The organism is Microbacterium sp. NPDC096154 (assembly GCF_040302945.1).
GTDB lineage: Bacteria > Actinomycetota > Actinomycetes > Actinomycetales > Microbacteriaceae > Microbacterium.
On the sequence record NZ_JBEOSM010000008.1, the window covers coordinates 23,557 to 49,858 of the forward strand.

Annotated in this window: 21 protein-coding genes; 20 read left to right on the plus strand and 1 reads right to left on the minus strand. The window is 73.9% G+C overall.

All coding sequences use genetic code 11. The annotated features are described in order from the left end of the window. The first annotated feature begins 3 nt into the window (after positions 1–3). The 13 genes from ABTW64_RS11720 (at position 4) to ABTW64_RS11780 (ending at position 17,598) form a co-directional block, all read left to right on the plus strand. On the plus strand, positions 4–825 hold the full coding sequence (locus tag ABTW64_RS11720; protein WP_350622576.1) for an LmeA family phospholipid-binding protein: 822 nt from the start codon (positions 4–6) through the stop codon (positions 823–825). Between the two features lie 121 nt (positions 826–946). After that, on the plus strand, positions 947–2,506 hold the full coding sequence (gene lysA, locus ABTW64_RS11725) for a diaminopimelate decarboxylase (RefSeq protein ID WP_350622578.1): 1,560 nt from the start codon (positions 947–949) through the stop codon (positions 2,504–2,506). After that, a complete protein-coding gene (locus ABTW64_RS11730) occupies positions 2,503–3,828 on the plus strand; it encodes a homoserine dehydrogenase (protein ID WP_350622580.1) in 1,326 nt (441 codons plus the stop codon). Before lysA ends, ABTW64_RS11730 begins: the two co-directional genes overlap by 4 nt. 2 nt (positions 3,829–3,830) lie before the next feature. Then, positions 3,831–4,793 (plus strand): homoserine kinase, encoded by a 963-nt coding sequence (gene thrB / locus ABTW64_RS11735; RefSeq protein ID WP_502892336.1) that lies wholly within the window; start codon positions 3,831–3,833, stop codon positions 4,791–4,793. Beyond that, positions 4,790–6,241: a threonine synthase gene (gene thrC / locus ABTW64_RS11740; protein WP_350622584.1), complete on the plus strand. Its 1,452-nt coding sequence runs from the start codon at positions 4,790–4,792 to the stop codon at positions 6,239–6,241. The genes thrB and thrC overlap by 4 nt, the downstream gene beginning before the upstream one ends. Before the next feature lie 183 nt (positions 6,242–6,424). Further along, the gene (rho, locus tag ABTW64_RS11745; protein ID WP_350622586.1) at positions 6,425–8,386 is read left to right on the plus strand and encodes a transcription termination factor Rho; all 1,962 of its coding nucleotides are present in this window, start codon (positions 6,425–6,427) and stop codon (positions 8,384–8,386) included. Between the two features lie 4 nt (positions 8,387–8,390). Beyond that, on the plus strand, positions 8,391–9,461 hold the full coding sequence (prfA, locus tag ABTW64_RS11750; protein WP_350622588.1) for a peptide chain release factor 1: 1,071 nt from the start codon (positions 8,391–8,393) through the stop codon (positions 9,459–9,461). Between the two features lie 152 nt (positions 9,462–9,613). Beyond that, positions 9,614–10,282 (plus strand): hypothetical protein, encoded by a 669-nt coding sequence (locus ABTW64_RS11755; protein ID WP_350622589.1) that lies wholly within the window; start codon positions 9,614–9,616, stop codon positions 10,280–10,282. 5 nt (positions 10,283–10,287) lie between these two features. Next, complete coding sequence (locus tag ABTW64_RS11760) at positions 10,288–12,066, plus strand: DUF4012 domain-containing protein (protein ID WP_350622591.1); 1,779 nt, start codon at positions 10,288–10,290, stop codon at positions 12,064–12,066. A 116-nt stretch (positions 12,067–12,182) separates the two neighbouring features. After that, on the plus strand, positions 12,183–12,869 hold the full coding sequence (locus ABTW64_RS11765) for an RNA polymerase sigma factor (RefSeq protein ID WP_350622593.1): 687 nt from the start codon (positions 12,183–12,185) through the stop codon (positions 12,867–12,869). A 2-nt stretch (positions 12,870–12,871) separates the two neighbouring features. Beyond that, complete coding sequence (locus tag ABTW64_RS11770; RefSeq protein ID WP_350622595.1) at positions 12,872–13,336, plus strand: hypothetical protein; 465 nt, start codon at positions 12,872–12,874, stop codon at positions 13,334–13,336. Positions 13,337–13,903: 567 nt separating this feature from the next. Beyond that, complete coding sequence (locus ABTW64_RS11775) at positions 13,904–16,399, plus strand: CHAT domain-containing protein (protein ID WP_350622597.1); 2,496 nt, start codon at positions 13,904–13,906, stop codon at positions 16,397–16,399. 179 nt (positions 16,400–16,578) lie between these two features. Next, positions 16,579–17,598, plus strand: a complete 1,020-nt coding sequence (locus tag ABTW64_RS11780; RefSeq protein ID WP_350622599.1) for a dTDP-glucose 4,6-dehydratase — start codon at positions 16,579–16,581, stop codon at positions 17,596–17,598. Positions 17,599–17,698: 100 nt separating this feature from the next. Here ABTW64_RS11780 and ABTW64_RS11785 read toward each other — a convergent pair whose 3' ends face one another. After that, complete coding sequence (locus ABTW64_RS11785) at positions 17,699–18,313, minus strand: acyltransferase (RefSeq protein ID WP_350622601.1); 615 nt, start codon at positions 18,311–18,313, stop codon at positions 17,699–17,701. Positions 18,314–18,443: 130 nt separating this feature from the next. On the opposite strand from ABTW64_RS11785, the gene ABTW64_RS11790 reads away from it, so the two are divergent. The 7 genes from ABTW64_RS11790 to ABTW64_RS11820 all read left to right on the plus strand — a co-directional run bounded on the left by ABTW64_RS11790 (position 18,444) and on the right by ABTW64_RS11820 (position 26,299). After that, on the plus strand, positions 18,444–19,526 hold the full coding sequence (locus tag ABTW64_RS11790; RefSeq protein ID WP_350622885.1) for a Gfo/Idh/MocA family protein: 1,083 nt from the start codon (positions 18,444–18,446) through the stop codon (positions 19,524–19,526). Continuing rightward, complete coding sequence (locus tag ABTW64_RS11795; RefSeq protein WP_350622603.1) at positions 19,523–20,557, plus strand: dTDP-glucose 4,6-dehydratase; 1,035 nt, start codon at positions 19,523–19,525, stop codon at positions 20,555–20,557. The genes ABTW64_RS11790 and ABTW64_RS11795 overlap by 4 nt, the downstream gene beginning before the upstream one ends. A 77-nt stretch (positions 20,558–20,634) precedes the next feature. Next, a complete protein-coding gene (locus tag ABTW64_RS11800; RefSeq protein ID WP_350622887.1) occupies positions 20,635–21,792 on the plus strand; it encodes a DegT/DnrJ/EryC1/StrS family aminotransferase in 1,158 nt (385 codons plus the stop codon). Further along, positions 21,789–22,457, plus strand: a complete 669-nt coding sequence (locus ABTW64_RS11805) for an acetyltransferase (RefSeq protein ID WP_350622605.1) — start codon at positions 21,789–21,791, stop codon at positions 22,455–22,457. Before ABTW64_RS11800 ends, ABTW64_RS11805 begins: the two co-directional genes overlap by 4 nt. Then, positions 22,454–23,614: a DegT/DnrJ/EryC1/StrS family aminotransferase gene (locus ABTW64_RS11810; RefSeq protein WP_350622607.1), complete on the plus strand. Its 1,161-nt coding sequence runs from the start codon at positions 22,454–22,456 to the stop codon at positions 23,612–23,614. The genes ABTW64_RS11805 and ABTW64_RS11810 overlap by 4 nt, the downstream gene beginning before the upstream one ends. A gap of 22 nt (positions 23,615–23,636) precedes the next feature. After that, positions 23,637–24,734 (plus strand): glycosyltransferase, encoded by a 1,098-nt coding sequence (locus ABTW64_RS11815; protein ID WP_350622609.1) that lies wholly within the window; start codon positions 23,637–23,639, stop codon positions 24,732–24,734. Continuing rightward, positions 24,734–26,299, plus strand: a complete 1,566-nt coding sequence (locus tag ABTW64_RS11820; protein WP_350622611.1) for an oligosaccharide flippase family protein — start codon at positions 24,734–24,736, stop codon at positions 26,297–26,299. Before ABTW64_RS11815 ends, ABTW64_RS11820 begins: the two co-directional genes overlap by 1 nt. The last annotated feature ends 3 nt before the right edge of the window (positions 26,300–26,302 follow it).

The window sequence follows — 26,302 nt, forward strand, 5'->3', positions numbered from 1 at the left end:
CGCATGAGCGCCGGCGAGCCCGTCACCGCGCCGCTCCCGCTGCAGGCGGACGCCGCGCCTGTGCCGCGTCGGCGGCGGCGATGGCCGTGGGTCGTTCTGGTCGCGGTCATCCTGCTCGCGGTCGTGGCGGCCGTCGTGGCCGAGCTCGTGGCCCGCTCGATCGTGCCCCAGCGGGTGCGCGAGACCGTCACGGCCGAGCTGGGACTGCCCGCCGGCCACCCGATGGACGTGGGACTGGGCGGCGGACTGCTGGTGCCCCAGCTGATCGCCGGGCGACTGGACGACCTGCGGATCGCGAGCGACGATGTGCCGCTGCCCTCGGGAGAGGGCGTGACGGCCGACGCCGAGGTGCGCCTGAACGGCGTGCCGCTGCGCGACGGCGCGACGAGCGGCGCCGGCGGGGCCGAGCTGCGGTTCGACCGAGACGATCTCGAGGTCATGCTGGGGTCGGCCGGGCTGCCGCCGGCCCTGGAGGGCGCCGAGCTCGCGCTCGCGGAGCCCGACGTGGTGCTGTCGCACGACGTCCCGCTGCTCGGCGCGTCCATCCCGATCGAGATCTCCCTGGCGCCCGGTGCGGCCGACGGCGATCTGACGTTCGAGCCGACGGGCGCATCCGTCGGCGGAGCGGCGCTCTCGCTCGATCAGCTCGCCGCCATGGCCGGCACCGAGGTCGGGCCGGTGCCGGTGTGCCTCGCCGACCGCCTGCCCGCGGGGCTGACGCTCACCGACGTGGCGGTCGACGGGCAGGAGCTCGTGGCGTCGCTCGACATCGCGCCGGGCACGCTGGGCGATCCCGCGCTGCTCGAGCCCGGCACCTGCGGCTGACCCTCGCCGACGGGGCTCGGGCCGGCGTCGGAAGCGATGGCGCGGGTGCCCTAGACTCGGGGGCACCCGCGCACGCGTGACCATCCCGCGTCGCGGACATCCCCATCCCCGAAGGTGACACGTGCCCGACGACGCAGCCGCTCCTGAGCAGAGCTGGGCGCTCGCGCCCGACTGGCTCGAAGTGCCCTCCGACCCGAACGACCTCGTCGACGGGGTGTGGCCCGCCTCGACGCGACGCGACGCCGACGGCGCGATCGTGATCGCGGGGGTCTCCGCCCCCGAGCTCGCGCGCACGTTCGGCACGCCCGTGCAGGTGCTCGACGAGGACGAGGTGCGCGCCCGCGCTCGCGAGACGCTGCGGGCGTTCGGAGACGCCGCCGCCCGCCACGGCGGTCGCGCGCGGGTCTACTACGCCGGCAAGGCGTTCCTGAGCGCCGAGGTGGCGCGCTGGATGATGGACGCCGGCCTGAACATCGACGTCTGCTCGGCCGGGGAGCTCGCGGTGGCCCTCGCGGCCGGCGTGCCCGGGGCGCGCATCGGCTTCCACGGCAACAACAAGCGCGTGTTCGAGCTCGAGCGAGCCGTCGAGACCGGCGTGGGCACGATCATCGTCGACTCGGAGATCGAGATCGAGCGTCTGGCCGCGATCACCGAGCGGCTGGATCGCCGACAGACCGTGCTCATCCGGGTCAACAGCGGCGTGCACGCCGAGACCCACGACTTCCTGGCCACGGCCCACGAGGACCAGAAGTTCGGCTTCACGCTCGAGGCCGCCCAGCGCGCGGCCGAGCGCATCCACGAGCTGCCCCTGGTGGACCTGGCGGGCCTGCACTGCCACATCGGCTCGCAGATCTTCGGCGTCGAGGGGTTCCGGGAATCGGCCTCGCGCGTGCTGGAGCTGTTCGCTCCCCTCCACGCGGCGGGACGGTTCACGGCCGAGGGCGGCCCCGTGCTGAACCTGGGCGGCGGCTACGGCATCGCGTACACGCGCGCGGACACCCCGAGCCCGATCGCGGAGCTGGCCGACGGCATCGTCGCTGCGGTCGCCGACGAGTGCGCCGTGCGGGGCATCGACCTGCCCGTGCTCGCGTTCGAGCCCGGTCGCACCATCGTCGGACCCGCCGGCGTGACGCTCTACGAGGTCGGCACGATCAAGTCGGTGACGGTCGACACGGATCGTCAGCTGGCCGTCGGCCCGGGCAAGGCGATGTCGGACGACCTGGGATCGGGCACGACCGAGCGCCGCTACGTGAGCGTGGACGGCGGGATGAGCGACAACGCGCGCCCCGCGCTGTACGGCGCGCAGTACTCGGCTCGCATCGCGTCGCGCGAGGGCATCGGCGCCCCCGTGCTGAGCCGCGTCGTGGGGCTGCACTGCGAATCGGGCGACGTCGTGGTCGACCACGAGTTCCTGCCCGACGACATCACGCCCGGCGACCTGCTGGCGGTGCCCGCCACCGGCGCGTACTGCGCGCCCCTCGCCAGCAACTACAACCACGTGCCCCGCCCGCCGGTCGTCGCGGTCTCGGGCGGTGTGGCACGCGTCATCGTGCGCGGCGAGCGGATCGAGGATCTGCTCGCGCGCGATGCCGGGATCGGGGGCCCCGTGCCGCCGGTCGGACAGGATGTCGAATCGGCACCCGCCGCAGCTGCGGATCGCGCCGGAGAGGGAGAAGCATGATCGATCACCGTCGCCTCCGGGTCGCGCTACTGGGCGCCGGCTCGGTCGGGTCGCAGGTCGCGCACCTGCTGCTGACGCAGGCCGAGGAGCTCGCCGAGCGCTCGGGCGCCGACCTGGAGCTGGCCGGCATCGCCGTGCGTGACGTCGACGCGCCGCGCGACGTCGATCTGCCGCGCGAGCTGCTGACGACCGACGCCGACGCGCTGATCGTGGGCGCCGACATCGTGATCGAGCTCATGGGCGGCATCGAGCCCGCGCGCACGCACATCCTGACCGCGCTGAACTCGGGTGCCGACGTCGTGACCGGCAACAAGGCGCTGCTGGCCACACACGGCGCCGAGATCTTCGACGCGGCCGACCAGGTGGGCGCGTCCGTGTCGTACGAGGCCGCCGTCGCCGGCGCGATCCCGATCATCCGCCCGCTCAAGGACTCGCTCGCGGGCGACCGGATCACGCGCATCTTCGGCATCGTCAACGGCAGCACCAACTTCATCCTCGACAAGATGGACCGCGAGGGCCTGTCGGCGGAGGACGCGCAGCGCATCGCGACCGAGCTGGGATACCTCGAGGCCGATCCCACGCTCGACCTCGAGGGCTACGATGCGGCGCAGAAGGCCGCGATCCTCGCGAGCCTGGCCTTCCACACGCACGTGTCGCTGGACGACGTGCACCGCGAGGGCATCGAGAACATCACGGCCGACATGATCGAGGGCGCGCGCCGCGCGGGCTTCGTGATCAAGCTGCTCGCGGTGTGCGAGCGGCTGGACGGCGACGAGAGCGACGAGGCCGGCATCGGCGGCGAGTCGATCTCGGTGCGCGTGTATCCGGCGCTGATCAGCCGCGACCACCCCCTGGCGAGCGTGCACGGCGGCAACAACGCGGTGTTCGTCGAGGCGGTCGCGGCGGGAGATCTCATGTTCTACGGTGCGGGCGCCGGCGGCCTGCAGACGGCGTCGGCCGTCATGGGCGACGTGGTCTCGGCCGCGCGTCGCCACATCGCGGGCGGCGTGGGCGCCGGCGAGTCTCCCCGTCAGAGCCTGCCGACCGCGCCGATCGGACGCATCATGACGCGCTACCAGGTGACGCTCGAGGTAGCGGACGAGCCCGGCGTGCTGGCACGGATCGCGAGCATCCTGAGCGAGGGCGGCGTGTCGGTCGCGACCGTCGAGCAGACGCCCTCGCACGATGCGCCCGGCCGGGCCCACATCGTGATCGGAACCCACCGCGCCCGGGAGCAGGCGCTGGGCGACACCGTCGCCCGCCTGGAGTCGAGCGACGTCGTCGAGCGCGTGGTGTCGGTGCTGCGCGTCGAAGGAGAGTGAGCGTGCCCGGCGCGGCGCCGCGCACGGTTCACGTGCGGGTGCCCGCGACCAGCGCGAACCTCGGTCCCGGCTTCGACACCCTGGGCCTCGCGCTCAGCGTGTACGACGAGCTCGCGGTCACCTCCCTCGCGCCGGGTGAGCTCGAGATCGAGGTGGCGGGCACGGGAGCGGACGAGATCCCGCGCGACGCGTCGCACCTCGTCGTGCGGACGATCCGCTACTGCTACGAGGCGGTGGGCCGCCCGGTGCCGGGACTGCGCATCGTTGCCCACAACGGCATTCCGCACGGGAAGGGCATGGGATCGTCCGGCGCCGCGGTCGCGGCGGGAGTGCTGGCGGCGAAGGGGCTGCTGGAGGGCGAGGCCGAGCTCAGCGACACCGACATGCTGCGGCTGGCGACCGAGCTCGAGGGGCACCCCGACAACGTCGCGCCCGCGCTGTTCGGTGGGCTGACGATCGCGTGGGACGAGAACGGCGTGCCGCAGCACAAGAAGCTGCTCGTGCACCGCGGCGTCGCCCCCGTCGTGTTCGTGCCCGACCGGACGATGTCGACATCCACCGCGCGCAGCGTGCTCGACGCCGCGGTGTCGCGCGAGGACGCGGTGTTCAACGTCTCGCGCTCGGCCCTGCTGATCGCGGCGCTCACGCAGAGCCCCGACCTGCTGTTGTCGGCGACCGAGGACAAGCTGCATCAGGAGCGCCGCGGCGAGGCGATGCCCGAGACGTTCGCGCTCGTGCGCGCCCTGCGGTCGCGCGGCTTCGCAGCCGTGGTCTCGGGGGCGGGCCCCAGCGTGCTGGTGCTCGCGGACGGCCCGGGACGCCGCGTGGCGGCCGCCGAGGTGGTGGCCGAGATCGGCGGGGGAGCCTGGCAGCCCCTCATGCTCGCCGTCGACTTCAAGGGCGGCACGGTGCGGACGTCGCCCGAGGCGGCAGCGCTGGAAGCGAAGACGGAGGTCCTCTCGTGAAGTACATCTCCACGCGCGGCGGCGGCGAGCCGCTGTCGTACACCGAAGCGCTGCTCGAGGGCCTCGCCCGGGACGGCGGGCTGGCGGTTCCCGAGACCATGCCCCGGGTCGAGCCGGAGACCCTCGAGCGGTGGCGCGCGCTGACCTACCCGCAGCTCGCCACCGAGGTGCTGGGGCTGTTCGCGACCGACATCCCGCGCGACGACCTGGCCCGGATGACGGCGGCCGCCTACGCGGCGTTCCCCTCGGAGGTCGTGCCGCTGCGGTCCATCGGCGACGGGCTCACACTCGTCGGGCTGTCGGAGGGGCCGACGCTCGCCTTCAAGGACATGGCCATGCAGTTCCTCGGCCAGGTGCTCGAGTACGCGCTCGCGCGCACCGGCGCGGTGCTGAACGTGCTCGGCGCCACGTCGGGAGACACCGGCTCGGCGGCGGAGCACGCGCTGCGCGGCAAGGACCGGATCTCGGTCTTCATGCTGTCTCCGCGGGGCCGGATGAGCGCCTTCCAGCGGGCGCAGATGTTCTCGCTCGACGACGAGAACATCCACAACATCGCGATCGACGGCGTGTTCGACGACTGCCAGAACCTCGTCAAGCAGCTCGCCGGCGACATCGCGTTCAAGCAGGCGAACCACCTGGGCGCGGTCAACTCCATCAATCTCGCGCGCATCACCGCCCAGTCCGTGTACTACTTCTGGGCGTGGCTGCGGGCGACCGACGCCGGCGGCCCGCGCGAGGTGTCGTTCACGGTGCCCTCGGGCAACTTCGGCAACGTCCTGTCGGGCTTCTATGCGAAGCGGATGGGGCTGCCGATCCGCCGACTGGTGCTCGCGACCAACGAGAACAACGTGCTCGACGAGTTCTTCCGCACGGGCGTCTACCGGCCGCGCACCGCGGCCGAGACGCTCGCCACCTCGAGCCCCTCGATGGACATCTCGAAGGCGTCGAACCTCGAGCGCTTCATCTTCGAGCTGGTCGGGCGGGACCCGCAGCTCGTGGTGCAGGCCTGGACGGAGCTCGACGAGCAGGGCTTCTTCGACGCCTCCGCCGACCAGCCGCGCTTCGCCGGGGAGTTCGGGCTGGTCAGCGGCACGTCCACGCACGACGACCGCATCCAGACGATCCGGCAGGTGCACGCCGCCGCGGGCGACATCATCGATCCGCACACGGCGGACGGCGTGAAGGTGGCGCGCGAGCACGTGGAGCCCTCTGTGCCGATGCTCGTGCTCGAGACCGCGAAGCCGCAGAAGTTCGCTGAGACCATCCGCGAGGCGCTCGGGGTGGACCTCGAGTACGCGCCCGACGTGAGGGCCATGCTGGACGCGCCGCAGCACGTGACCGAGATGGCCGACGACGCGCGGGCGCTGCGCGCGTTCATCGAGGCCGCCGCTCTGAGAGGTGCTACAGTGGGGGAAACCGCGGTGGGTGCCGATCGGCACGATTCTTGACCACCGTTTCGCAATCTGCGAAGCCCCGCACAGGTCCCCCGACCAGCTCTCCGAGCAGCTTGTTCACCTGAGCAGCCTGATCACGAGCGCCTGGGCGACCGACGCGTGTCGTGGCGCCCCCAAGCCGCGCATCCGGTACGTGCGATCGGGCGACATCACCACGTTCCAGCCAGAGGAGCACTCGTGGAGACCATCTCCGAGATCCAGACTGAGGCCGCCGCTGTGAGCAGCGAGCAGGTCACCGACACGGCCGCGGCCGAGACGCCGACGAAGGCGCCCCGCAAGCGTGCCCCCCGCCGCGCGAAGTCGGCCGACGCCGAGGCCCCGGTCGACGCTGCGGCGTCCGACGCCGCCCCGGCAGCGGAGCAGGCCGCCGAGGCCCCCGCCGACGCCGCGCCCGAGAAGCCCAAGCGCGCCCCGCGCAAGCGCACGCCGAAGGCCGCCCCGGCCGAGGCGGCGCCCGAGCAGGTCGCCGACCAGGCGAGCGAGGCGCCGGTCGAGGCCGCCGCGGACAAGCCCGCGGAGCTGCCCGCCGCGCCCGAGGACGCCTCGCAGCAGGACGCCCCGCAGCAGGACGCCCCGAAGCGGAACGCGCCGAAGCGAGGCCGCAAGCAGGACGCCGCGACGCAGGACGCTCCTGAGTCCGATGCCGCCGAGCAGGCCTCCGCGCCGGAGAACGCCGCCGAGGGCGCCGCGCAGGACGTCCCGCAGGAGGCCGCGCAGGACGGCGCCGCCGAGCAGGCGCAGGAGGGCACCGGCCGCCGCAGCCGGAGCCGCAGCCGCAGCCGCAGCCGCAACAAGGGCGACAAGGGCGAGGGCGGCCAGAACCAGAACGGCCAGAACCAGAGCGGCGCGCAGGCGCAGCCCCAGGCGCAGGAGTCCGACGACGAGCAGGGCGGTCGCGGTCGCGGTCGCAACAAGCGCCGTGGCGGCAACCAGACCGGCGACGAGTTCGAGACCGAGATCACCGAGGACGACGTCCTCATCCCGATCGCGGGCATCCTGGATGTGCTCGACAACTACGCATTCGTGCGCACGACGGGCTACCTCCCGGGCCAGCAGGACGTGTACGTCTCGCTCGGGCAGGTCAAGAAGTACAACCTGCGCAAGGGCGACGCGGTGGTCGGTGCGATCAAGCAGCCTCGCGAGAACGAGCAGCAGGGCCGCCAGAAGTACAACGCGCTGGTCAAGGTCGACTCGATCAACGGCCTGTCGGTCGAGGACGCGGCCTCGCGGGTGGAGTTCTCCAAGCTCACGCCGCTGTACCCGCAGGACCGCCTGCGCCTCGAGACGGCGCCCGAGAAGCTGACGCAGCGCATCATCGACCTCGTCGCGCCGATCGGCAAGGGTCAGCGCGGTCTCATCGTCGCGCCCCCGAAGGCGGGCAAGACGATCGTGCTGCAGCAGATCGCCAACGCGATCGCGCACAACAACCCCGAGGCCCACCTCATGGTCGTGCTCGTCGACGAGCGCCCCGAGGAGGTCACCGACATGCAGCGCACGGTGAAGGGCGAGGTCATCGCCTCGACCTTCGACCGTCCGGCCGAGGACCACACCACGGTCGCGGAGCTCGCGATCGAGCGGGCCAAGCGCCTGGTCGAGCTGGGACGCGACGTGGTCGTGCTGCTCGACTCGATCACGCGCCTGGGCCGTGCGTACAACGTGTCGGCTCCGACGTCGGGACGCGTGCTGTCGGGTGGCGTCGACGCGTCGGCGCTGTACCCGCCCAAGCGCTTCTTCGGCGCCGCGCGCAACATCGAGAACGGCGGATCGCTCACGATCCTCGCCACCGCGCTGGTCGAGACCGGATCCAAGATGGACGAGGTCATCTTCGAGGAGTTCAAGGGCACCGGCAACATGGAGCTGCGCCTGTCGCGCCAGCTCGCCGACAAGCGCATCTTCCCCGCCGTGGACGTGAACGCGTCGTCCACGCGCCGTGAGGAGATGCTGCTGTCGCCCGACGAGGTCAAGATCACCTGGAAGCTGCGTCGCGCGCTCGCGGGCCTCAGCCCCGAGCAGTCGATCGGCACCATGCTCGAGGGGCTCAAGGAGACCCAGTCGAACGTCGAGTTCCTCGTCAAGATGCAGAAGTCGATTCCCGGGGCCGGCGGACGCTCGTCGGGCCACGAGAACGACATCCGCTGATCGCGTGTTCGAGTCGGTCGATGCCCTGATCGACGAGCACCGCCGGGTGCAGGAGGAGCTCTCCGACCCGGCGGTGCACGCCGATGCCGCACGCGCGAAGCGCGTCAACCGGCGCTACGCCGAGCTGAACCGCATCGTTCAGGCGCACGAGGCGTGGACGGCCGCGACGGAGGACCTCGAGGCGGCGCGAGAGCTCGCCAAGGAGGACGACGCGTTCGTGGACGAGGTGCCCGTGCTGGAGGAGAAGCTGGCGCAGGCGCAGGAGAAGCTGCGTCGGCTGCTGATCCCGCGCGATCCGGATGACGCGCGCGACGTGATCATGGAGATCAAGGCGGGCGAGGGCGGCGCCGAGAGCGCGCTGTTCGCGGCCGACCTGCTGCGCATGTACACGCAGTACGCGGCCTCCAAGGGCTGGAAGACCGAGCTGCTCGAGCGCAACGAGTCGGACCTGGGCGGCTACAAGGACGTGCAGGTCGCCATCAAGGGATCGTCGTCCGATCCGGTGCAGGGCGTGTGGGCGCACCTCAAGTACGAGGGCGGCGTGCACCGCGTGCAGCGCGTGCCCGCCACCGAGTCGCAGGGGCGCATCCACACGTCGACCACGGGCGTGCTCGTGTTCCCCGAGGTCGACGAGCCCGAGGAGATCCAGATCGACCAGAACGATCTGAAGATCGACGTGTTCCGCTCGTCGGGCCCCGGCGGCCAGTCGGTGAACACGACCGACTCGGCCGTGCGGATCACGCACGTGCCGACCGGCATCGTGGTGTCCATGCAGAACGAGAAGTCGCAGCTGCAGAACCGCGAGGCCGCCATGCGCGTGCTGCGCGCCCGCCTCCTCGCGCGCCAGCAGGAGGAGCTCGACGCCGCGGCAGCCGACGCGCGCAAGTCGCAGATCCGCGGCATGGACCGTTCGGAGCGCATCCGCACGTACAACTTCCCCGAGAACCGCATCGCCGATCACCGCACGGGCTACAAGGCCTACAACCTCGACCAGGTGATGGACGGGGCTCTTGAGCCCGTCGTGCAGTCGTGCATCGAGGCGGACGAGGCCGAGCGCCTGGCCGCGCTCGGTTGACGGGCCGCTTCGCTGGGCTGACGGGCCGCTTCGCTGGGCTGACCGCGGCTCACACCGTCCCGTCGCCCCGACGGTCTCGCTGTATCACCGGGCCCTCTGACCCCTCGTAAGAGGGGACGCCGCGGTCCGCGCGGTGCCGGGAGGGAGGCGCGGTGCTGCACGGGTTGATCGCGGGAGCGGCGATGACGCTGCTCGCGGCGGGCTCGCTCGACGAGCCGTACGCCCCCGAGCAGCCCGTCGAGCCGTCGCTGAACGCGAGCGCGGTCGCGGTGTGCATCGCCGACGCCCCCTGGATCTCGTATGACGTGACGCTGGTCGATCCCGACGGGCTGTCCACGACGCGGGATGTCTCGCTCGTGTTCCGCAAGGGCGTCGAGCGGTACGACCTGCCGCTGGGAGCGCTCGGGGGCGACGACCGCCTGGCGGGATCGGTGCTGTGTCCGGGCTCTGCCGTCGATGCCCAAGGCACCGGCGCGGGGTGGCCCGGATGGCGACGGGTCGATGGCGAGTGGCGGGACGTGGGCGAGGACGACCTCGGGTGGACGCGCGTGGGCGCGCACGTCACCGTCGAGATGAACCCCGCGGCGGCGGTCGCCGTGGCCTATCCGCCCTCCACGCCCGGCTGCGTGCCGGGCCCCCGCCTCGAGCCGCCATCGCCGCGCCCCGACAGCGTGCCCACGGCGGGTGCTGCGGGCGCCGGGCTCGGGCCCCGCGCGCTGGCCGCCACCGGCATCGAGCTGGCGGCACCGCTGCTGCTCGGCGCGGGCATGCTCACAGGCGGGCTCGCGTTCGTCACGGCTCGACGGCGGCCGCGGCTGTGATCGCTGTGATCGCGCCTCCGCCTGCCCGGCCCTGGCGCCGGGCCGTCTCCCGCACGCTGCTCGGCGCGGGAGTGGTGCTGGCGGCGGCGTGCGTGTGGCTGGCGGTTAGAGCGGCGCTCGCGTACGCGGAGGTGGCCGCCCTGCAGCGCGCCGCCGACCGTTTCGAACACACTCTCGACGGCGCGCAGTTCGACGCGTCGTTCCTGGACCGCGTGTCCGGCGACGCGGGGGCGCTCGCCGGGCACGCTCAGACCCTGGCGTCGCTGACGTCGGACCCGATCTGGCGGGTCGCGGAGCACGCGCCGTTCGCGGGGCCCAACCTGCGTGCGATCCGTGTCGGAGCCGCCGAACTCGCCGCGCTCACGGCGGCGGGGCGCGACATCCTGCGCTCGGCCGGCCCGGTGGTCACTCCGACCGCTGCCGGGGGCGTCGACGTCGACGCGATCGAGGCGCTGCGCGCTCCGCTGCGCGAGGCGGTGGCGGCCCTCGGCGACGCGCGGGAGCGTCTCGCCGCGCTCGACCGATCCCACGTCGTGGGACCGATCGCCGCCGCGCTCGACCTGCTCGACCGCGGCGTGGCACGCGCCGGGCCCGCGATCGAGGCGCTGCACGCGACCTCGGAGATCGCGCCGGCCATGCTGGGAGCGGACGGCGACCGGCTCATCCTGGTGATGCTGCAGAACCCCGGCGAGCTGCGTGCCGCGGGCGGCATCGCGGGAACGTTCGTGGCGATCCGCGCGAAGGACGGCGTGCTCGCGCTCGAGGCCCAGACCGACAGCGAGTCGTTCCCGCCCGCGCGGGAGCCGCTGCTCCCCGTGCCGGACGATGCGTCGACGTGGCCCGACGACGATGTGGCGCGGTACGTCCAGAACCTGAGCGGCACACCCGATTTCGCGCTCTCGGCGCAGCTCGCGGCGGCTTGGTGGCGGGGATACGCGGGCCAGCAGCCGGATGCGGTGCTGTCGATCGATCCGCTGGTGCTGCAGCCGCTGCTGAGGGTGACAGGACCCGTGCGGGCGGGCGGCGAGCAGATCGCGGCGGAACAGGTGGTCGACGCGCTGCTGCGCCGCCCCTACCTCGAACGCGATCGGCCGGAGCAGGCCATGTTCTTCGCCGCCGTCGCGGAGGCCCTCTTCGCCGCCGCGATGGCGGATGCCGCCCACGCCGCGCCGATCGCCTACCACGTGGTGCCGCTGGTCGAGGAGGGGCGCGTCGCGCTGTGGAGCGCGCACGCCCGCGAGCAGGCCGCGATCGCCCGCTCTCCGGTGGCCGGCATGCGCGCTCGCATCGAGCAGCGGGATGCGCACGCGCTGCTCTTCGACGACCTCACGGGCGGCAAGCTCGGGGCGTATCTCTCGGCGACGTTCGCGCTGGACGCGAGCGCGTGCCGTGCCGACGGCCGGGGCACCGTGCTCGTGCGGGCCACCCTGACGAGCGAGGTCCCGCCCGACATCCTGCTGCCGTGGACGTCCTTCCCGGCCTGGGGCGGCTTCGAGCGCGACCACATCGGCGTGCGGCTGACGGCCCTGGCGCCACCGGGCGCCATCGTCGAGGGCGTGCACCTCGACGGCGAGCCGCACGCGTGGAGCAGCGCGACGGTGATCGGCCGGCCCGGCGCGGCCACGCGCATCGATGTGCCGCCGGGAGACGCCGTCGCGGTCGAGTTCCGCTTCGCGAGCGCGGCGCAGGGGGCAGACGCACACGGGGCGCCCGCGCCCGCGCTCGTCCACACGCCGCTCGTGGGGGACTCCCCGGTGGCCGTCACGGGGGGAGGATGCGGGTGATCGACCTCAAGGTCTCCTTCAGGTTCGGCGGCGCGGGCCGGGATGACGCGGCCGTGCCTCAAGTTCGCGACACTTCCCCTTGTGGGGTGTCATCGGCGATCGGCACAATGTGCCGCGTGCAGGATCAACATCCTCCGGAGCAGCCGACCCCCGAATCGGGCTCCGACCTCGCCGCGTCCCCCCGCGCGGGCGAGCGGTCGCCGGACGCGTCCGCCGACGAGACGGGTGACGGTCCCGCGCGGTGGAAACAGGCGGCTCGGCTGTTCGTGCGGTGGCGCGAGAGCGGCGACTCGCGCGCGCTCGACGAGCTCGTGCGCCTGCTCAGCCCGGTGCTGTGGCACGTGGTGCGGGCTTACGGGCTGCGACGGGAGACCGCCGAGGATGTGGTGCAGGCGACCTGGCTGGCGTTCGTGCGCAAGCACGAGTCGATCCTCGACCCCGAGGCCGTGTCGGCCTGGCTCACCATGACGGCCCGTCGCGAGGCGTGGCGCAGCTCGAAGGTCGACGCGCGCGCCGACCCGACCGAGGACGAGACGCTCGAGCTGCGGCTGGCGCCCACGGCCACGGCCGAGGAAGAGGCCGTCGGGCAGCTGGAGTCGCAGCACCTGTGGCACGCCGTGCAGGGGCTCGACGACCGATGTCAGCGCCTGCTGCGCATCGTGGCCTTCGACGACCGGCCCGACTATCGCCGTATCGCGGCCGATCTGCACATGCCGGTCGGCAGCATCGGGCCGACCCGCCAACGCTGCCTGGCCAAACTGCGGGCGCGGCTTGATGGTACTGAGGGGCTGCAAGGGGGATGATCATGATCGTGGACAGCGAAGAAGAGGACCGCGAGACGCTCGCAGCGCTCAGGCGGATGTGGGAGCGTGTCGACGAGCCCCCACAGGATCTGGCCGAGCGGATGATCGCGGCGGTCGCCGTGGACGACGTCTCGCGCGAGTACGCGCTGCTGACCGAGGTCACCGCGGGTCAGGCCGCGGTGCGCAGCGAGCAGGAACGGCTCACGCTGCAGTTCAGCGACGAGGCCACCAGCGTGCTGCTGCACGTGTCGGCGACCGAGTCGGGCAACCGCCGCATCGACGGCTGGTCGGAGCCCGCTGTGCTGGCGGCGCGCCTGTCGCAGGACGCGCACGAATGGGCGGCCGAGCTCGGCGAGGAGGGACGTTTCGCGTTCGCGGACGTGACCCCCGGGCTGTCGGCCGTGCGCCTGATCGTTCGGATGGACGGTGAGCTGAGGGAGTTCATCACGCCGCAGTTCGAGGTCTGATCTCTCACCGCGCTCCGCGTCATCCGGATGCTGCGGCGCCCCCGCGTCGCAGCAGGGACCGACGGTGCCCCCGCGCCGTCGGAACGTGCGATGCGGTTGCCGCGCACCGCGGAGAGGTGACCCCTATGGCTGGCGACGGGGCCTGCTGTCAGAGGGAAGGCGTGCGCGCCCGCTCACGCGACGACGGCCGTGCCGGAGCACGAAGCGGAGCGGCGCGCCGTGCGCCGCTCCGCTCGGCTCTGGCACGGCCGTCGCGGAGCGCGGGATGCCGGCGGTCAGCCGCCGGCGAGGGGGCGCAGCACCAGCGCGGCGCCCCGGAACGGCGACGGAATCGGCGCCCGGGATCGCCCATGCGGACGACACATCGAGGGCGTTCGGTCGGTGTGGATGACGGTGCGCGGGCGCGCGTGATTGGTGGGGGAGAAGGGCATGGGGAGTGCCTCGGGATCAGGGTAGGGGCGGGTAGGGAAGCGCGTTCCGATCGGGGGTTCGGAGCGTTACCGGACATGGTGCACCATGTCCCCGCCGGAGGGAAGAGGCAGTCGGCGCGTCGAGCGGAGGTGCGCCATGCGCCTCACCGCTGATGACCTTCACGCGCGCGGCGTCGCCCTGAGCAACCGGGGTCGGCTCACCGCGGCGCGGCGGGTGCTGCACGCGGCGGCCGAGCGTGCCGCGTCGGCCGACGAGCGGGCGCGGATCGCCGGAACGCTCGCGTACGTGCTCGCCCGCACGGGTCATCCGGACGAGGCCGCCCGGCTCTGCCGCGCCGTGCTGAGCGAGGGCCGCGCCGAGGGGCGGCTGTCGGCGTCCGCAGCCGCGGTGCTGCACGGGCAGCTCGGCGCCCTCGCCGTCGAGCGCGGCGACTACGACGAGGCGCTCGCGATGCTGAACCGGGCCATCGCGGCCGAGACCCATCCGCTGCGACTGGGCAACATGCTGGTCAACCGCAGCGTGGCGCTGATGCGCCGCCACCGGCTCGCCGCGGCGCGCGCCGACCTCGAGCGCGCCGCGTACTCGTTCGCGCAGGCCGGCGAGAAGCACAACCAGGCCATGACCGTGCACAACGCGGGCTACGTGGCGCTGCTGGAGGGCGATCTCGTCACGGCGCTCGAGCGCATGGCCGAGGCCCGCCCCATCATCGCCTCGTCGCCCGTGAACGTCGCGATCTGCGACCTCGACCGCGCCGAGGTGCTGCGCGAGGCCGGCCAGGTGCTCGAGGCGGAGCGCACGCTGGAGAGCGTCGCGCGGGCGTTCGGCGCCGCACGCATGCCGCAGTCCCGCGCCGAGGCGGAGTTCCACCTGGCGCTGTCGCTGCTCACGCACGAGCCGGCCCGGGCGGCGCAGGTCGCCGGCCTGGCGACGCGGCGCTTCCGCGGCCTCGGCAGCACGGCATGGGCCGCGCGGGCCGAGGGCGTGCGGCTTCGCGCGATGCTGCAGCTGGCCGACGCCGGCGGTCGCCTGCCGAGCGAGGAGCAGGTCGAGCGCGCGGCGACCGAGCTGGCGGACCTCGGCTACGCCGCGGAGGCGGAGACGCTGCGACTGGCGCGTCTGATCGCGGCGTCGCGCCGCGGCGATGTGTCGGGACGCACACCCCGCCTGCGCGATGGCGACTCGCTTCCGGTGCGGCTGATGGTGCACGAGGCCCGGGCGGTGCGGGCCGCCGCACGCAGACGCGACGGCGAGGCGCGTCGTCACGCCGCCGCAGGCATCGAGACCCTGTCGGCGTGGCAGCGCTCGTTCGGGGCTCTCGACGTGGCGTCCTCGGTCGCCATGCACGGCAACGGGCTGATGTTCGAGGGGCTCGCGGCCGCGATGCGCTCGCGTCGCCCCGACGTCCTGTTCGAGTGGTCGGAGCGCGCGCGGCACTTCGCACACCAGGTGGCGCCCGTGCGGCCGCCGCACAACCCCCGTCACGCGCACGACCTCGCCGAGCTGCGCCTGCTGCGCGAGGAGAAGGGCGCCGCGTGGCAGGACGACCCGCGTGCGCAGGAGATCCGCGAGCGCGTGCGCGAGCGACAGTGGGCCACGGTGGGGGAGGCCGCGGCCATCCCACGTGTGGGGCTCGAGACGCTGCGCGCCCACCTCGACCCCGGCACCGCGATGCTGACCTACCTGTACAGCCGGGGAGCGCTGCTGTGCCTCGCCGTGCCCGCCGACGGGGACCCGACGGTGATCGACGTCGACTGGGCGGCGGTGGAGGGCGAACTGCCCGGCCTCCGCGCCGATCTCGACGTCGCGGCGGCGCTCACGGGCGGGCGCATGGCGCGCGCCGTGCGCACGTCGCTGGAGCGTCGCCTGGCGCGGTTGTCGGCGCTGCTGGTGGACACGGCGCTCGCCGCGGCGGGCGAGCCGCGCCGCGTCCTGGTGACCGCGCCGGGCATTCTCGCGGGGCTCCCGTGGACCATGCTGCCCGGCATGCGGGGCCGAGCGATGACGCTGTCGCGCTCGGCCTCGCGATGGGTGGCCTCTCGCGGCGGGTGCCGTGCGGCGCACAGCGCCGGGTTCGTGGTCGGGCCCGGCATCGCGCGCGGGCAGGAGGAGGCCGAGAACGCGGCGTTCGCATGGGAGCTGCACCGTGCTGGTGGCGGCGCCGAGGCGGAGGTCCGCGCGCCGCGCATGCTGCTCGGCGCCGACGCGCGCGTCGACGCGGTGACCGAGCTGGCCCAGCAGGTCGACGTGCTGCACGTGGTGGCGCACGGGAGGCACTCGCTCGACTCGCCGCTGATGTCGGGCCTGAGCCTGGCCGACGGCACGCTGTTCGGCTATGACATCGATCTGATCGGGCGCCCGCCCGGCACGGTCGTGCTGTCGGCATGCGAGCTGGGACGCTCGTCGGTGCGCTGGGGGGCCGAGGCCATCGGCATGGCCCATGCGTGGCTGCACGCGGGGACCGTGTGCGTCGTCGCGGCGCCCGTGACCGTGGGGGACGACGCGGCCGCCGAGCTGCTCGGTGCGCTGCACGGCAGCCTCGCGGCGGGCCTGGCGCCGTCGGACGCGCTCGCGCTCGCGACGCAGGAGACGGGCATCATCGCGCCGTTCCTGTGCCACGGCAGCGGCTTCTGATCGGCGGACCGAGGCGGGCTGCGGCGGTATCAGATCCGCGCCCTCGCGCTCCTGCATCTCACCGGCGCCTCCGCGCCGGGAGACGGGACCTCGTGGCGAGGCCCCGCGGCGAGCGAGGAGCAGCGCGTGGCACAGCGGGTCAGGGACATGGTGCGTGCGGCCGGGGCGGGAGGCGCGGCATGACGTCGCTCTCGGGCGCGCGCATCGTGGTGACGGGCGGTGCCGGGTTCATCGGCAGCCACCTCGTGGACGAGCTCGTCAACCGCCGACGGGCGAAGCGCGTCACGATCGTCGACTCGCTGGTCAACGGCCGGCGCGCGAACCTCGCGCAGTGGGGATCGGACCCGCGGGTGCGGCTGGTGCAGGCCGACATCCGCTCCGACGCGGGCCGGCGCCCGCTGGAAGACGCGGATGTCGTGTTCCACCTCGCGTGCCTGGGGGTGCGGCACAGCCTGCACGACCCGGTCGAGAACCACGAGGTCAACGCCACCGCCACGCTGGCTCTGGTGGAGCGCGCGCGGCTCGCGGGCGTGCGCCGCTTCGTGCACGTCAGCTCGAGCGAGGTGTTCGGCACGGCGCAGCGCGTGCCGATGGACGAGCACCACCCCACCACCCCCGAGACCGTGTACGGCGCCAGCAAGCTCGCCGGGGAGGCCTACGTGCGCGCCGCGTATCGCACGCACGGCTTCGGCACGATCGTGGTGCGTCCGTTCAACACGTACGGCCCCCGCAGCCACTTCGAGGGCGACAGCGGCGAGGTCCTGCCGCGCACGATCATCCGCAACCTCTGCGGTCTGCCGGCGCTCGTCTACGGCGACGGCGAGCAGACCCGCGACTTCATGCACGTCGGAGACACTGCGCGGGGCCTGGCGACGATCGCCGAGTGCGACCAGGCCGTGGGCCGCACGATCAACTTCGGGTCGGGGCGCGAGATCTCCATCCGCGTGCTCGCCGAGACCGTCGCCCGGCTCGTCGGACGCCCCGACCTGGCTCCCGTGCACCTCGAGCCCCGACCGGGCGACGTGCGCCGGCTGCTCGTGGACGGCCGCCTGGTGCGCCGGCTCACGGGCTTCACCACGGCGATGCCGTTCGAAGCCGGCGTGGCGGACCTCGTGCGATGGTTCCGCGGCGGGCTCGCGACACCGCAGCAGATGCTGGCGCGGATCGACGATCGCAACTGGATGCCGTCGCCGGTCTGAGGCTCCTGCCGCCCGGCCGTCAGTGCGCCGGTGTGAGCGCGCCGTCGCGCTCGATGTATCGCTCGCCCGATGCGGGGCACACCCACTCGCCGCCCGGCCGTCAGTGCGCCGGTGTGAGCGCGCCGTCGCGCTCGATGTATCGCTCGCCCGATGCGGGGCACACCCACTCGCCGCCCTCGCGCACCAGCGGGCGGCCCGCGCGGCCGACCCAGCCGACCCGCCGCGCCGGCACGCCCACCATGAGGGCGTGAGCCGGAACGTCCTTCGCCACCACGGCGCCCGCGGCGACGAGCGCCCACGCCCCCACCGTGACCGGGGCGATGCACACCGCCCGCGCGCCGATGGACGCGCCGCGTCCGATCGTGACGCCCACGGCATGCCAGTCGTCCTGGCCCTTCAGGCGGCCATCGGGCGTGACGGCGCGAGGGAACTCGTCGTTCGTCAGCACGGCCGCCGGGCCAATGAAGACGCCGTCAGCCAGGACGGCCGGCTCGTACACCAGCGCGTGGTTCTGCACCTTGCACGCATCGCCCAGGACCACGCCGGGGCCGATGTACGCGCCCCGCCCGATGATGCAGTCCGCGCCGACTCGGGCGCCCTCGCGCACCTGGGCGAGATGCCAGATGCGCGTGCCGAGGCCGATGCCGGCGGAGGGGTCCACGTCGGCGGACGCGGCGGCGAGAGCCGCGGGTCGGGCGGGCTGGGTCTCGGTCATCGGATCATCCGTTCGTCGCGGCCTTCGTATCAGCGGGGGCGGCGCTCGCTCTGAGCAGGGGAGGCCGCACCGGCCGACAGTTCTCAGCAGAGCGCGCGACGCGCTCTCGACGGCAAGGAGCGGAAGCGTGATGGAGAGATACAACGCGGCGGTGATCGGCGCCGGCTACTGGGGCCCGAACCTGGCGCGCAATCTCCGCGCCTCGGACGCGTGGAACCTGGCCGCGGTGTGCGACCTCGACGTCGAGCGCGCGCAGCGCGTGGCGGAGTCGGTGGGAGGCGCGCCCGTGCTCACCGACGTCGCGGCCGTGCTGGCCGACCCGCTGATCGACGCCGTCGCGATCGCGACGCCCGCGCGCACCCACCACGCGCTGGCGTGCCGCGCGCTCGAGGCCGGCAAGCACGTGATGGTCGAGAAGCCGCTCGCGGCCGACCGCGCGTCGGGCAGCGAGATGGTCGCGCTCGCGCGCGAGCGAGGCCTCGTGCTCATGACCGACCACACGTACTGCTACACGCCCGCCGTGCTGCGCATCCGCGACCTGATCGCGGAAGGCGCTCTCGGCGACATCCTGTACATCGACTCGACCCGCATCAACCTCGGTCTCGTGCAGCCCGACGTCGACGTGCTGTGGGACCTGGCGCCGCACGACCTGGCGATCCTCGACTTCGTGCTGCCGGGCGGGCTCGCGGCGGACTCGGTGTCGGCCGCCGGCGGCGACCCGCTCCGCACGGGCAGGACCTGCGTCGGCTACCTCGCCCTTCCCCTCGCGGACGGCGCCATCGCCCACGTGCAGGTCAACTGGCTCAGCCCCACCAAGATCCGCCGCATGGTGATCGGCGGCACCCGCCGCACGCTGGTCTGGGACGACCTCAATCCGCAGCAGCGGCTCAGCGTGTTCGACCGCGGAGTCGACGTCGGGGCGCGGGCGGGTGGCGACCCCGGCACCCGCGATGCGCAGGTGTCGTACCGACTCGGCGACACCTGGTCGCCCGCGCTGCCCGAGCAGGAGGCGCTGGCGAATGTCGTGGCGGAGTTCGCGGCGGCCATCCGCGAGGGGCGGCCCGCTCGCACCGACGGCGACAGCGGCCTGCGCGTGCTGTCGGTGCTGGAGGCGGCCTCTCGCAGCCTGGCGGCGCACGGAGCGCCCGTGGCGGTCGAGAGCCCCGCGGAGCCGGCGCTCGCCGCTGCCTCGATCGTCGGAGGTGCGGCATGACCCCGCTCGCCGGCGCGCGCGTCGTGGTCACGGGAGGAGCGGGGTTCATCGGCAGCCACCTGGTCGACGAGCTGGTCGCACGCCGCGACGTCGAGCACGTCACGGTCGTGGACTCGCTGGTGAACGGCAGCCGCGAGAACCTCGTGCGCTGGTGCGGGGATCGCCGGATCGGCCTGATCGAGGCCGACATTCGGTCGGATGACGCGCTGCGGGCGCTCGAGGGCGCCGACGTCGTGTTCCACCTCGCGTGCCTGGGTGTGCGGCACAGCCTGCACGACCCGTTCACGAACCACGACGTGAACGCGACCGCCACGCTGCGCCTGCTCGAGCGGGCGCGGGCCGTGGAGGTGGGGCGGTTCGTGCATGTCAGCTCGAGCGAGGTGTTCGGCACCGCGCAGCGCGCGCCGATGGACGAGCAGCACCCGACCTGGCCCGAGACCGTGTACGGCGCCGCGAAGCTCGCGGGCGAGGCCTACGCGCGGGCCGCGTACCGCACGCACGGGCTGCCGGTGATCGTCGTGCGCCCGTTCAACACGTACGGCCCGCGCAGCCACTTCGAGGGCGACAGCGGCGAAGTGCTGCCGCGCACGATCGTGCGCAACCTGTGCGGGCTGCCCGCGCTGATCTACGGCGACGGGCGCCAGACGCGCGACTTCATGCACGTCAGCGACACCGCGCGGGGCCTGGCGACCCTTGCCGAGTGCGACGCGGCGATCGGCCGCACGGTGAACTTCGGGTCGGGGCAGGAGGTCACGATCGAGGCGCTTGCCCGCACGGTCGCGTGGCTGGTCGGGCGCCCCGACCTCGACCCCGTGCACCTCGAGGCGCGACCGGGCGACGTGCGCCGCCTGCTCGTCGACGCGACGCTCATGCGCCGGCTCACGGGGTTCGTGCCGGCTATGCCGCTGCATGAGGGCGTCGCCGAGCTGGTCGAGTGGTTCCGCACCCGCCCGCTCACGCCGGCGCAGATGCTGCAGCGCATCGAGGACCGCAACTGGCAGTCGCCCGCGCCCGAGGAGGTGACGGCGTGACCGCGCCGCAGCAGGCTCTGCTGGGGGAGGCCGCCCCGGCCGCGGCGCCCGCGGCTGCTCACGAGCGCATCGACGTGATGCGCCCCTGGCTGGGCGACGAGGAGGCGCAGGCCGCCGCGGCGGTGATCGCCTCGGGATGGGTCGCGCAGGGGCCGCGCGTCGCGGAGTTCGAGCGCGAGTTCGCCGCGGCGATGCACGCCCCGCACGCCATCGCGACCTCGAGCTGCACCAGCGCGCTGCACCTGGCGCTCGTCGTGGCCGGCATCGGCTCGGGCGACGACGTGGTGGTGCCCTCGCTGTCGTTCATCGCCACCGCCAATGCCGCGTCGTACGTCGGCGCGCGCACGGTGTTCGCGGATGTCGACGCCGCGACCGGCAACGTGACGGCCGACACCATCGCGCGCGCCCTGACACCCCGCACGCGCGCCGTGATCGCGGTGGACCAGGGCGGCATCCCGGTCGACCTCGCGCCCATCCGTGCCCTGTGCGATCCGCGCGGCATCGTCGTGATCGAGGACGCGGCGTGCGGCGTCGGGTCGACCTACCACGGCGCGCCCGTCGGGGCGGGCGCAGAGCTGGTGGCGTGGTCGTTCCATCCGCGCAAGATCCTCACCACGGGAGAGGGCGGCATGCTCACCACGAGCCGCGCCGACTGGGCGGTTCGCGCCCGGCGGCTGCGAGAGCACGCCATGGGCGTGTCGGCCGCCGAACGGCACGCCGCGCTGATCTCGCCGCCCGAGCGGTACGACGAGGTCGGCTTCAACTTCCGCATGACCGACCTGCAGGCGGCCATCGGGCTCGTGCAGCTCACGCGGCTGCCGGCCATCGTGGCCCGCCGTCGCGCCCTGGCCGCGCGCTACCGCGCCGCGCTCGCCGACGTGCCGGGCATCCGCGTGGTCGCCGACCCGCCGCGCGGTGAGAGCAGCTTCCAGTCGCTGTGGATTGAGGTCTGCCGGCCGTACCCGCTGGACCGCGAAGAGCTGCTCTCCGCGCTCGCCGCGCGGGGCGTGTCGGCGCGGCGCGGCATCATGGCGGCGCACCGCCAGCCCGCCTACGCCGAGCGCGACACCGGCGGCGCCTCGCTCGCCGCGACCGAGCGCCTGACCGATCGCACGCTCATCCTGCCCCTGTTCCACGAGCTGACGCTCGCCCAGCAGGATCGCGTGATCGCGGTCGTGCGCGACGGCGCGCGATGGATCGGCACCGCGGCCCGCACGAGCGGAGCCGCGCCGTGAGCGTGCTGCTGATCGGTGCGAGCGGGCTGGCGCGCGAGGTGCTCGCCGCCGGCGCGCCCGGTGTCGTCGGCATCCTCGACGACGACCCCGCCACGCACGGCACGGAGTACGGCGGGGTGCCCGTGCTCGGCGGCGTGGGGGAGGCCGCGCTGCGGCGCGAGCATCTGCTCGTGTGCATCGGATCGGGCCGGGCGCGCCGCGACGTGGTGCGCCGGCTGGCCGCGGCGGGCGTCGGCCCCGCGCGCTACACGACCTTCGTGGCCGCGGATGCGCGTGTGGGGTCGACGAGCACGGTGCGGGCGGGCTCCATCCTGCTCGACGGCGCCACGGTCACCGCGGATGCGCGCCTCGGCCGTCACGTCGTGGTCATGCCGGGCTGCACCATCACGCATGACGACGTGCTCGGCGACTTCGCGACCCTCGCGGCCGGCGTCAGCCTGGGCGGCGGCGTGCGCATCGGCGAGGCCGCGTATCTCGGCATGAACGCCGCCGTGCGCCCGGGCATCGTGGTCGGCCCCGGCGCGACCATCGGGATGGCGGCCGCCGTGATCCGCGACGTCCCCGCGGGTCAGACGTGGGCCGGAGTCCCCGCCCGGCGTCTCTCGGCGAGGGCCGCGTCCTACCCCCCTCCCATTCCCGCCCGCGTCCTGGAGCCTCACGCATGAGCATCACCGTGCCCACCTCGACCGTCATGGCGGCCGCCGTTCCCCGTTCCCCCGCCGTGCCGTTCCTCGACCTGCGCGCGCAGTCCGAGGAGATCGCCGACGAGGTGCTGCCCGCGTGGCACGAGCTGCTGCGTGCGGCCGCCTTCATCGGCGGCGGGCACGTCGACGCGTTCGAGCGCGAGTACGCCGCGTACATCGGCACCCGCCACGCGGTCGGCGTCTCCAACGGCACGGATGCGCTCGAGCTCGCGTACCGCGCCGTCGGCGTCGGGCCGGGCGATGAGGTCATCCTGCCCGCCAACACCTTCATCGCCACGGCTGCCGCCGCGAGCCGCATCGGCGCCGTGCCGGTGCTCGTGGACGTCGACGACATGCACCTGCTGATGGATCCGGATGCCGTCGCGGCCGCGATCACGCCCCGCACGCGGGCGATCGTGCCGGTGCACCTGTTCGGGCAGATGGCGCCGCTCGAGCGGATCGCGCCGATCGCCGCCCGCCACGGCATCCCGCTGGTCGAGGACGCCGCGCAGGCGCAGGGCGCGACCGGGCCCGCAGGGCGCGCGGGCGCCGTGGGAGCGATCGCCGCGACCAGCTTCTACCCCGGCAAGAACCTCGGGGCGGCGGGCGACGCCGGGGCCGTGACGACGTCGGATGCGGCGCTCGCCGAGACCGTGCGGTCGCTGCAGGCCCACGGCAGCACGACGAAGTACGTGCACGACCGCGTGGGCGTCAACGCGCGCCTCGACGCGGTGCAGGCGGTCGTGCTGCGCGCCAAGCTGCGGCGCCTGGAGGCGTGGAACGCCGCGCGTCGGGCGGCCGCCTGCCGCTACGCGGAGCTGCTGGGCGGCGTCGGGGATGTGCGGCTGCCGGTCACGCGCGCCGGCAACGTCGATGTCTGGCACCTGTATGTCGTGCGCGTGGCGCAGCGAGACCGCGTGGCTGCCGCGCTGGCCGATGCGGGCGTGGGCGCAGGCGTGCACTACCCGACCCCGCTGCATCTCACGGGCGCCTATGCGCACCTCGGCCACCTCCGCGGGGAGTTCCCCGTCGCCGAGGCGGCCGCGGAGCGCATCCTGTCGCTGCCGATGTTCCCGCACCTCGTGGAGGCGCAGCAGACGGCGGTCGCCGACGCGCTGCGTGCCGCGGTCGGCGCGTGACGGGAGGGGAGCGGGCGGCGTGGTGACCTTCGGCAAGAGCCTTCCGCCCGCGACGGGCGGCCTCGTGACCGTCGTCGTGCCGCACTTCAACTACGGGCGGTACCTGCCCACGGCGGTGCAGTCGGCACTCGCGCAGGACGTGCCGGTCGAGGTGATCATCGTCGACGACGCGTCGACCGACGGCAGCGACGCCGTCGCGCGGGAGCTCGCGGACGCGGATCCGCGGGTCACGCTGGTGCAGCACGCCGAGAACATGCGGCACATCCGCACGTACAACGACGGTCTGGCGCGGGCCAGGGGAGAGTACGTCGTTCTGCTCTCCGCCGACGACGCTCTCGCGCCCGGCAGCCTGGCCAGGGCCGCCGCGCTGTTCGAGCACGATCGCCGCATCTCGCTCGTCTACGGCCGGGTCGAGCAGTTCGAGCAGGGGGACGAGTTCGAGCACGCGGACGAGTTCAGGCGGGCGGCGCCACTCGGGGCACTGCCCGCGCCGGCACGGAAGCACTCCTGGTGGACGGTGTGGGACGGGGAGGAATGGATCGGGCACTTCGCGCGCCGCGGCCGCAACATCCCCACGAATCCGGAAGTCGTGATGCGCCGCTCGGTGTACGACGAGATCGGCGGCTACGCCGCGTCGCTGCCGCGTTCCGCCGACATGCTCATGTGGCTGCGGGCGGCGGCGCGTGGCCGGATCGGACGCGTGAACGGCCCCGTGCAGGCCTACTACCGCCTGCACGGGGCCAACATGCACCGCACCGTGTACGGCGGACTGCTCGACGACGCCATCAGCGTCAAGGAGGCGTTCGAGCTGTTCTTCGAGGTCGACGGCGTCCGACTGAGACAGCCGGGCAGGCTCGCGGAGCGGGCCCGACGCGCGGTGGCGCGAGAGCTGGCGCTCGCGTCGGCGCCGCTCCCGGGCGGCGAGGAAGGGGCGCACGCGCGTCGCCGGATGCTCGCGCTCGCACGTGACATCGACCCGGGCGTGGTGCGGTCCGGCGCATGGCGCTGGGCCGTGTTCGCCGCGGGCACGGGCGACCGCACGCGGCGCGTGGCGGTCCGCCCCGTCGAAGCGCTGCGCTGGCGCATCCGGAGCAGGATCCACGGGGCGCTGGGGACGTGATGCGCGCCGGGAGCACACGAGCCGCGCCCGAGCCCGGCCTGGCGGCGCGCGCCGCGCGCGGGGCCGCGTGGAGCAGTGTCAGCAGCCTGGTGCTGCGGCTCGGGGGCGTCGTCGTCGGCATCGTGCTCGCCCGCATCCTCGCGCCCGAGCAGTTCGGCGTGTTCGCGATCGCGATCACCGTGCAGGGCGTGCTCATGACCCTCGCCGACCTCGGTCTCTCGGCCGACATCATCCGGTCGCCGCACCCCGAGCGCATCGCGCCGACCGTCGCGACGCTGGGGCTCGTGTCGGGCGCGGCGCTCGCTGTCGCCACGGCGGCGACGAGCGCGCCGACCGCCGCCCTGCTGGGCAGCCCCGAGGCGGGCCCGGTCATCGCCGTGCTGTCGGTGACGCTGCTGCTCGCGGGCGCGACCGTCGTGCCGTACGGCATGCTGCAGCGGCGATTCCAGCAGCGCGAGCTCTTCGTGGTCGCGGTGTGCGACCTGATCGTGTCGACGGTCGTCACCCTGGGCCTCGTCGCGGCGGGCTTCGGTGCGCTCGCGCTCGCCATCGGGCGGGTCGCCGCCCAGGCCACGGGGTCGGTCCTGCTGTTCGCGTTCGCCCGCGTCCGTCCGCGGTTCGGCCTGGATCACTCCCAGCTGCGCGCCGTGCTCGCGTTCGGCGTGCCCATCGCGGCCGCCAACCTGCTGTCCTGGGCGCTCCTCAACGCCGACAACGTCGTGCTGGCGCGCACGGTGGGGGTCGTCGGCCTGGGGTACTACGTGCTGGCGTTCAACGTGTCGAACTGGCCGATGAGCGCGCTGTCGCAGGTGGTGCGGTCGATCGCGCTGCCGTACTTCTCGCGGACCGGGGAACCCGGCACGGGCGAGGCCCGCTCGGGGCAGGCGGGCGGCGCGCTCGCCGCCCTGACCGGGGTGGCATGGGCGGCGGCGCTGCCGGCCGGCGCGCTGCTCGCCGTGCTCTCGGCCGCGCTGGTCGAGGTGGTCTACGGCGAGAAGTGGCTGCCGGCCGCGCCCGTGCTGGCGGCGCTCGGCGTCTACGGCGCGCTGCGCGTGGTGTTCGACCTGTTCGCGTCGTACCTGTACGCCGAGGGACGCAGCGCGCCGGTGCTGTGGATCCAGGTCGCGTCGCTCATCGCCCTGGTGGCGGGCATGCTCGTGGCGACGCCGCTGTTCGGCATCGTCGGCGCCGCGTGGGTGCACGTCGCCGTCGCGCTGGCGCTCATCCTGCCCGGATACCTGCTCGCCGTGCGCCGTGCGGGCGCCCGGCTGCGCCCGCTGCTGCGGGCGTGCCTGCGGCCCACCATCGCGGTCCTGCCCGCGGCCGCCGTGGGATGGGGCCTCGACGCCCTGCTGGCCTCGCCGCTCGCGGCGCTCCTGGCCGGCGGCGCGGGGGCTGCCGCCACGTATCTGCTGGTCGTCGGGCCGTGGCTGCTGGCGCGGGTGCGATCGCTGCGGTCCGGCGCCGCGCCCCGCCCGACCGACGCGCCGATGGCGGGTGCCGCACGCGAACCGGATGCCGCACCGGAAGAGGTATCAACGGCGCGGGGCGGCGACTCCCTCTGACCG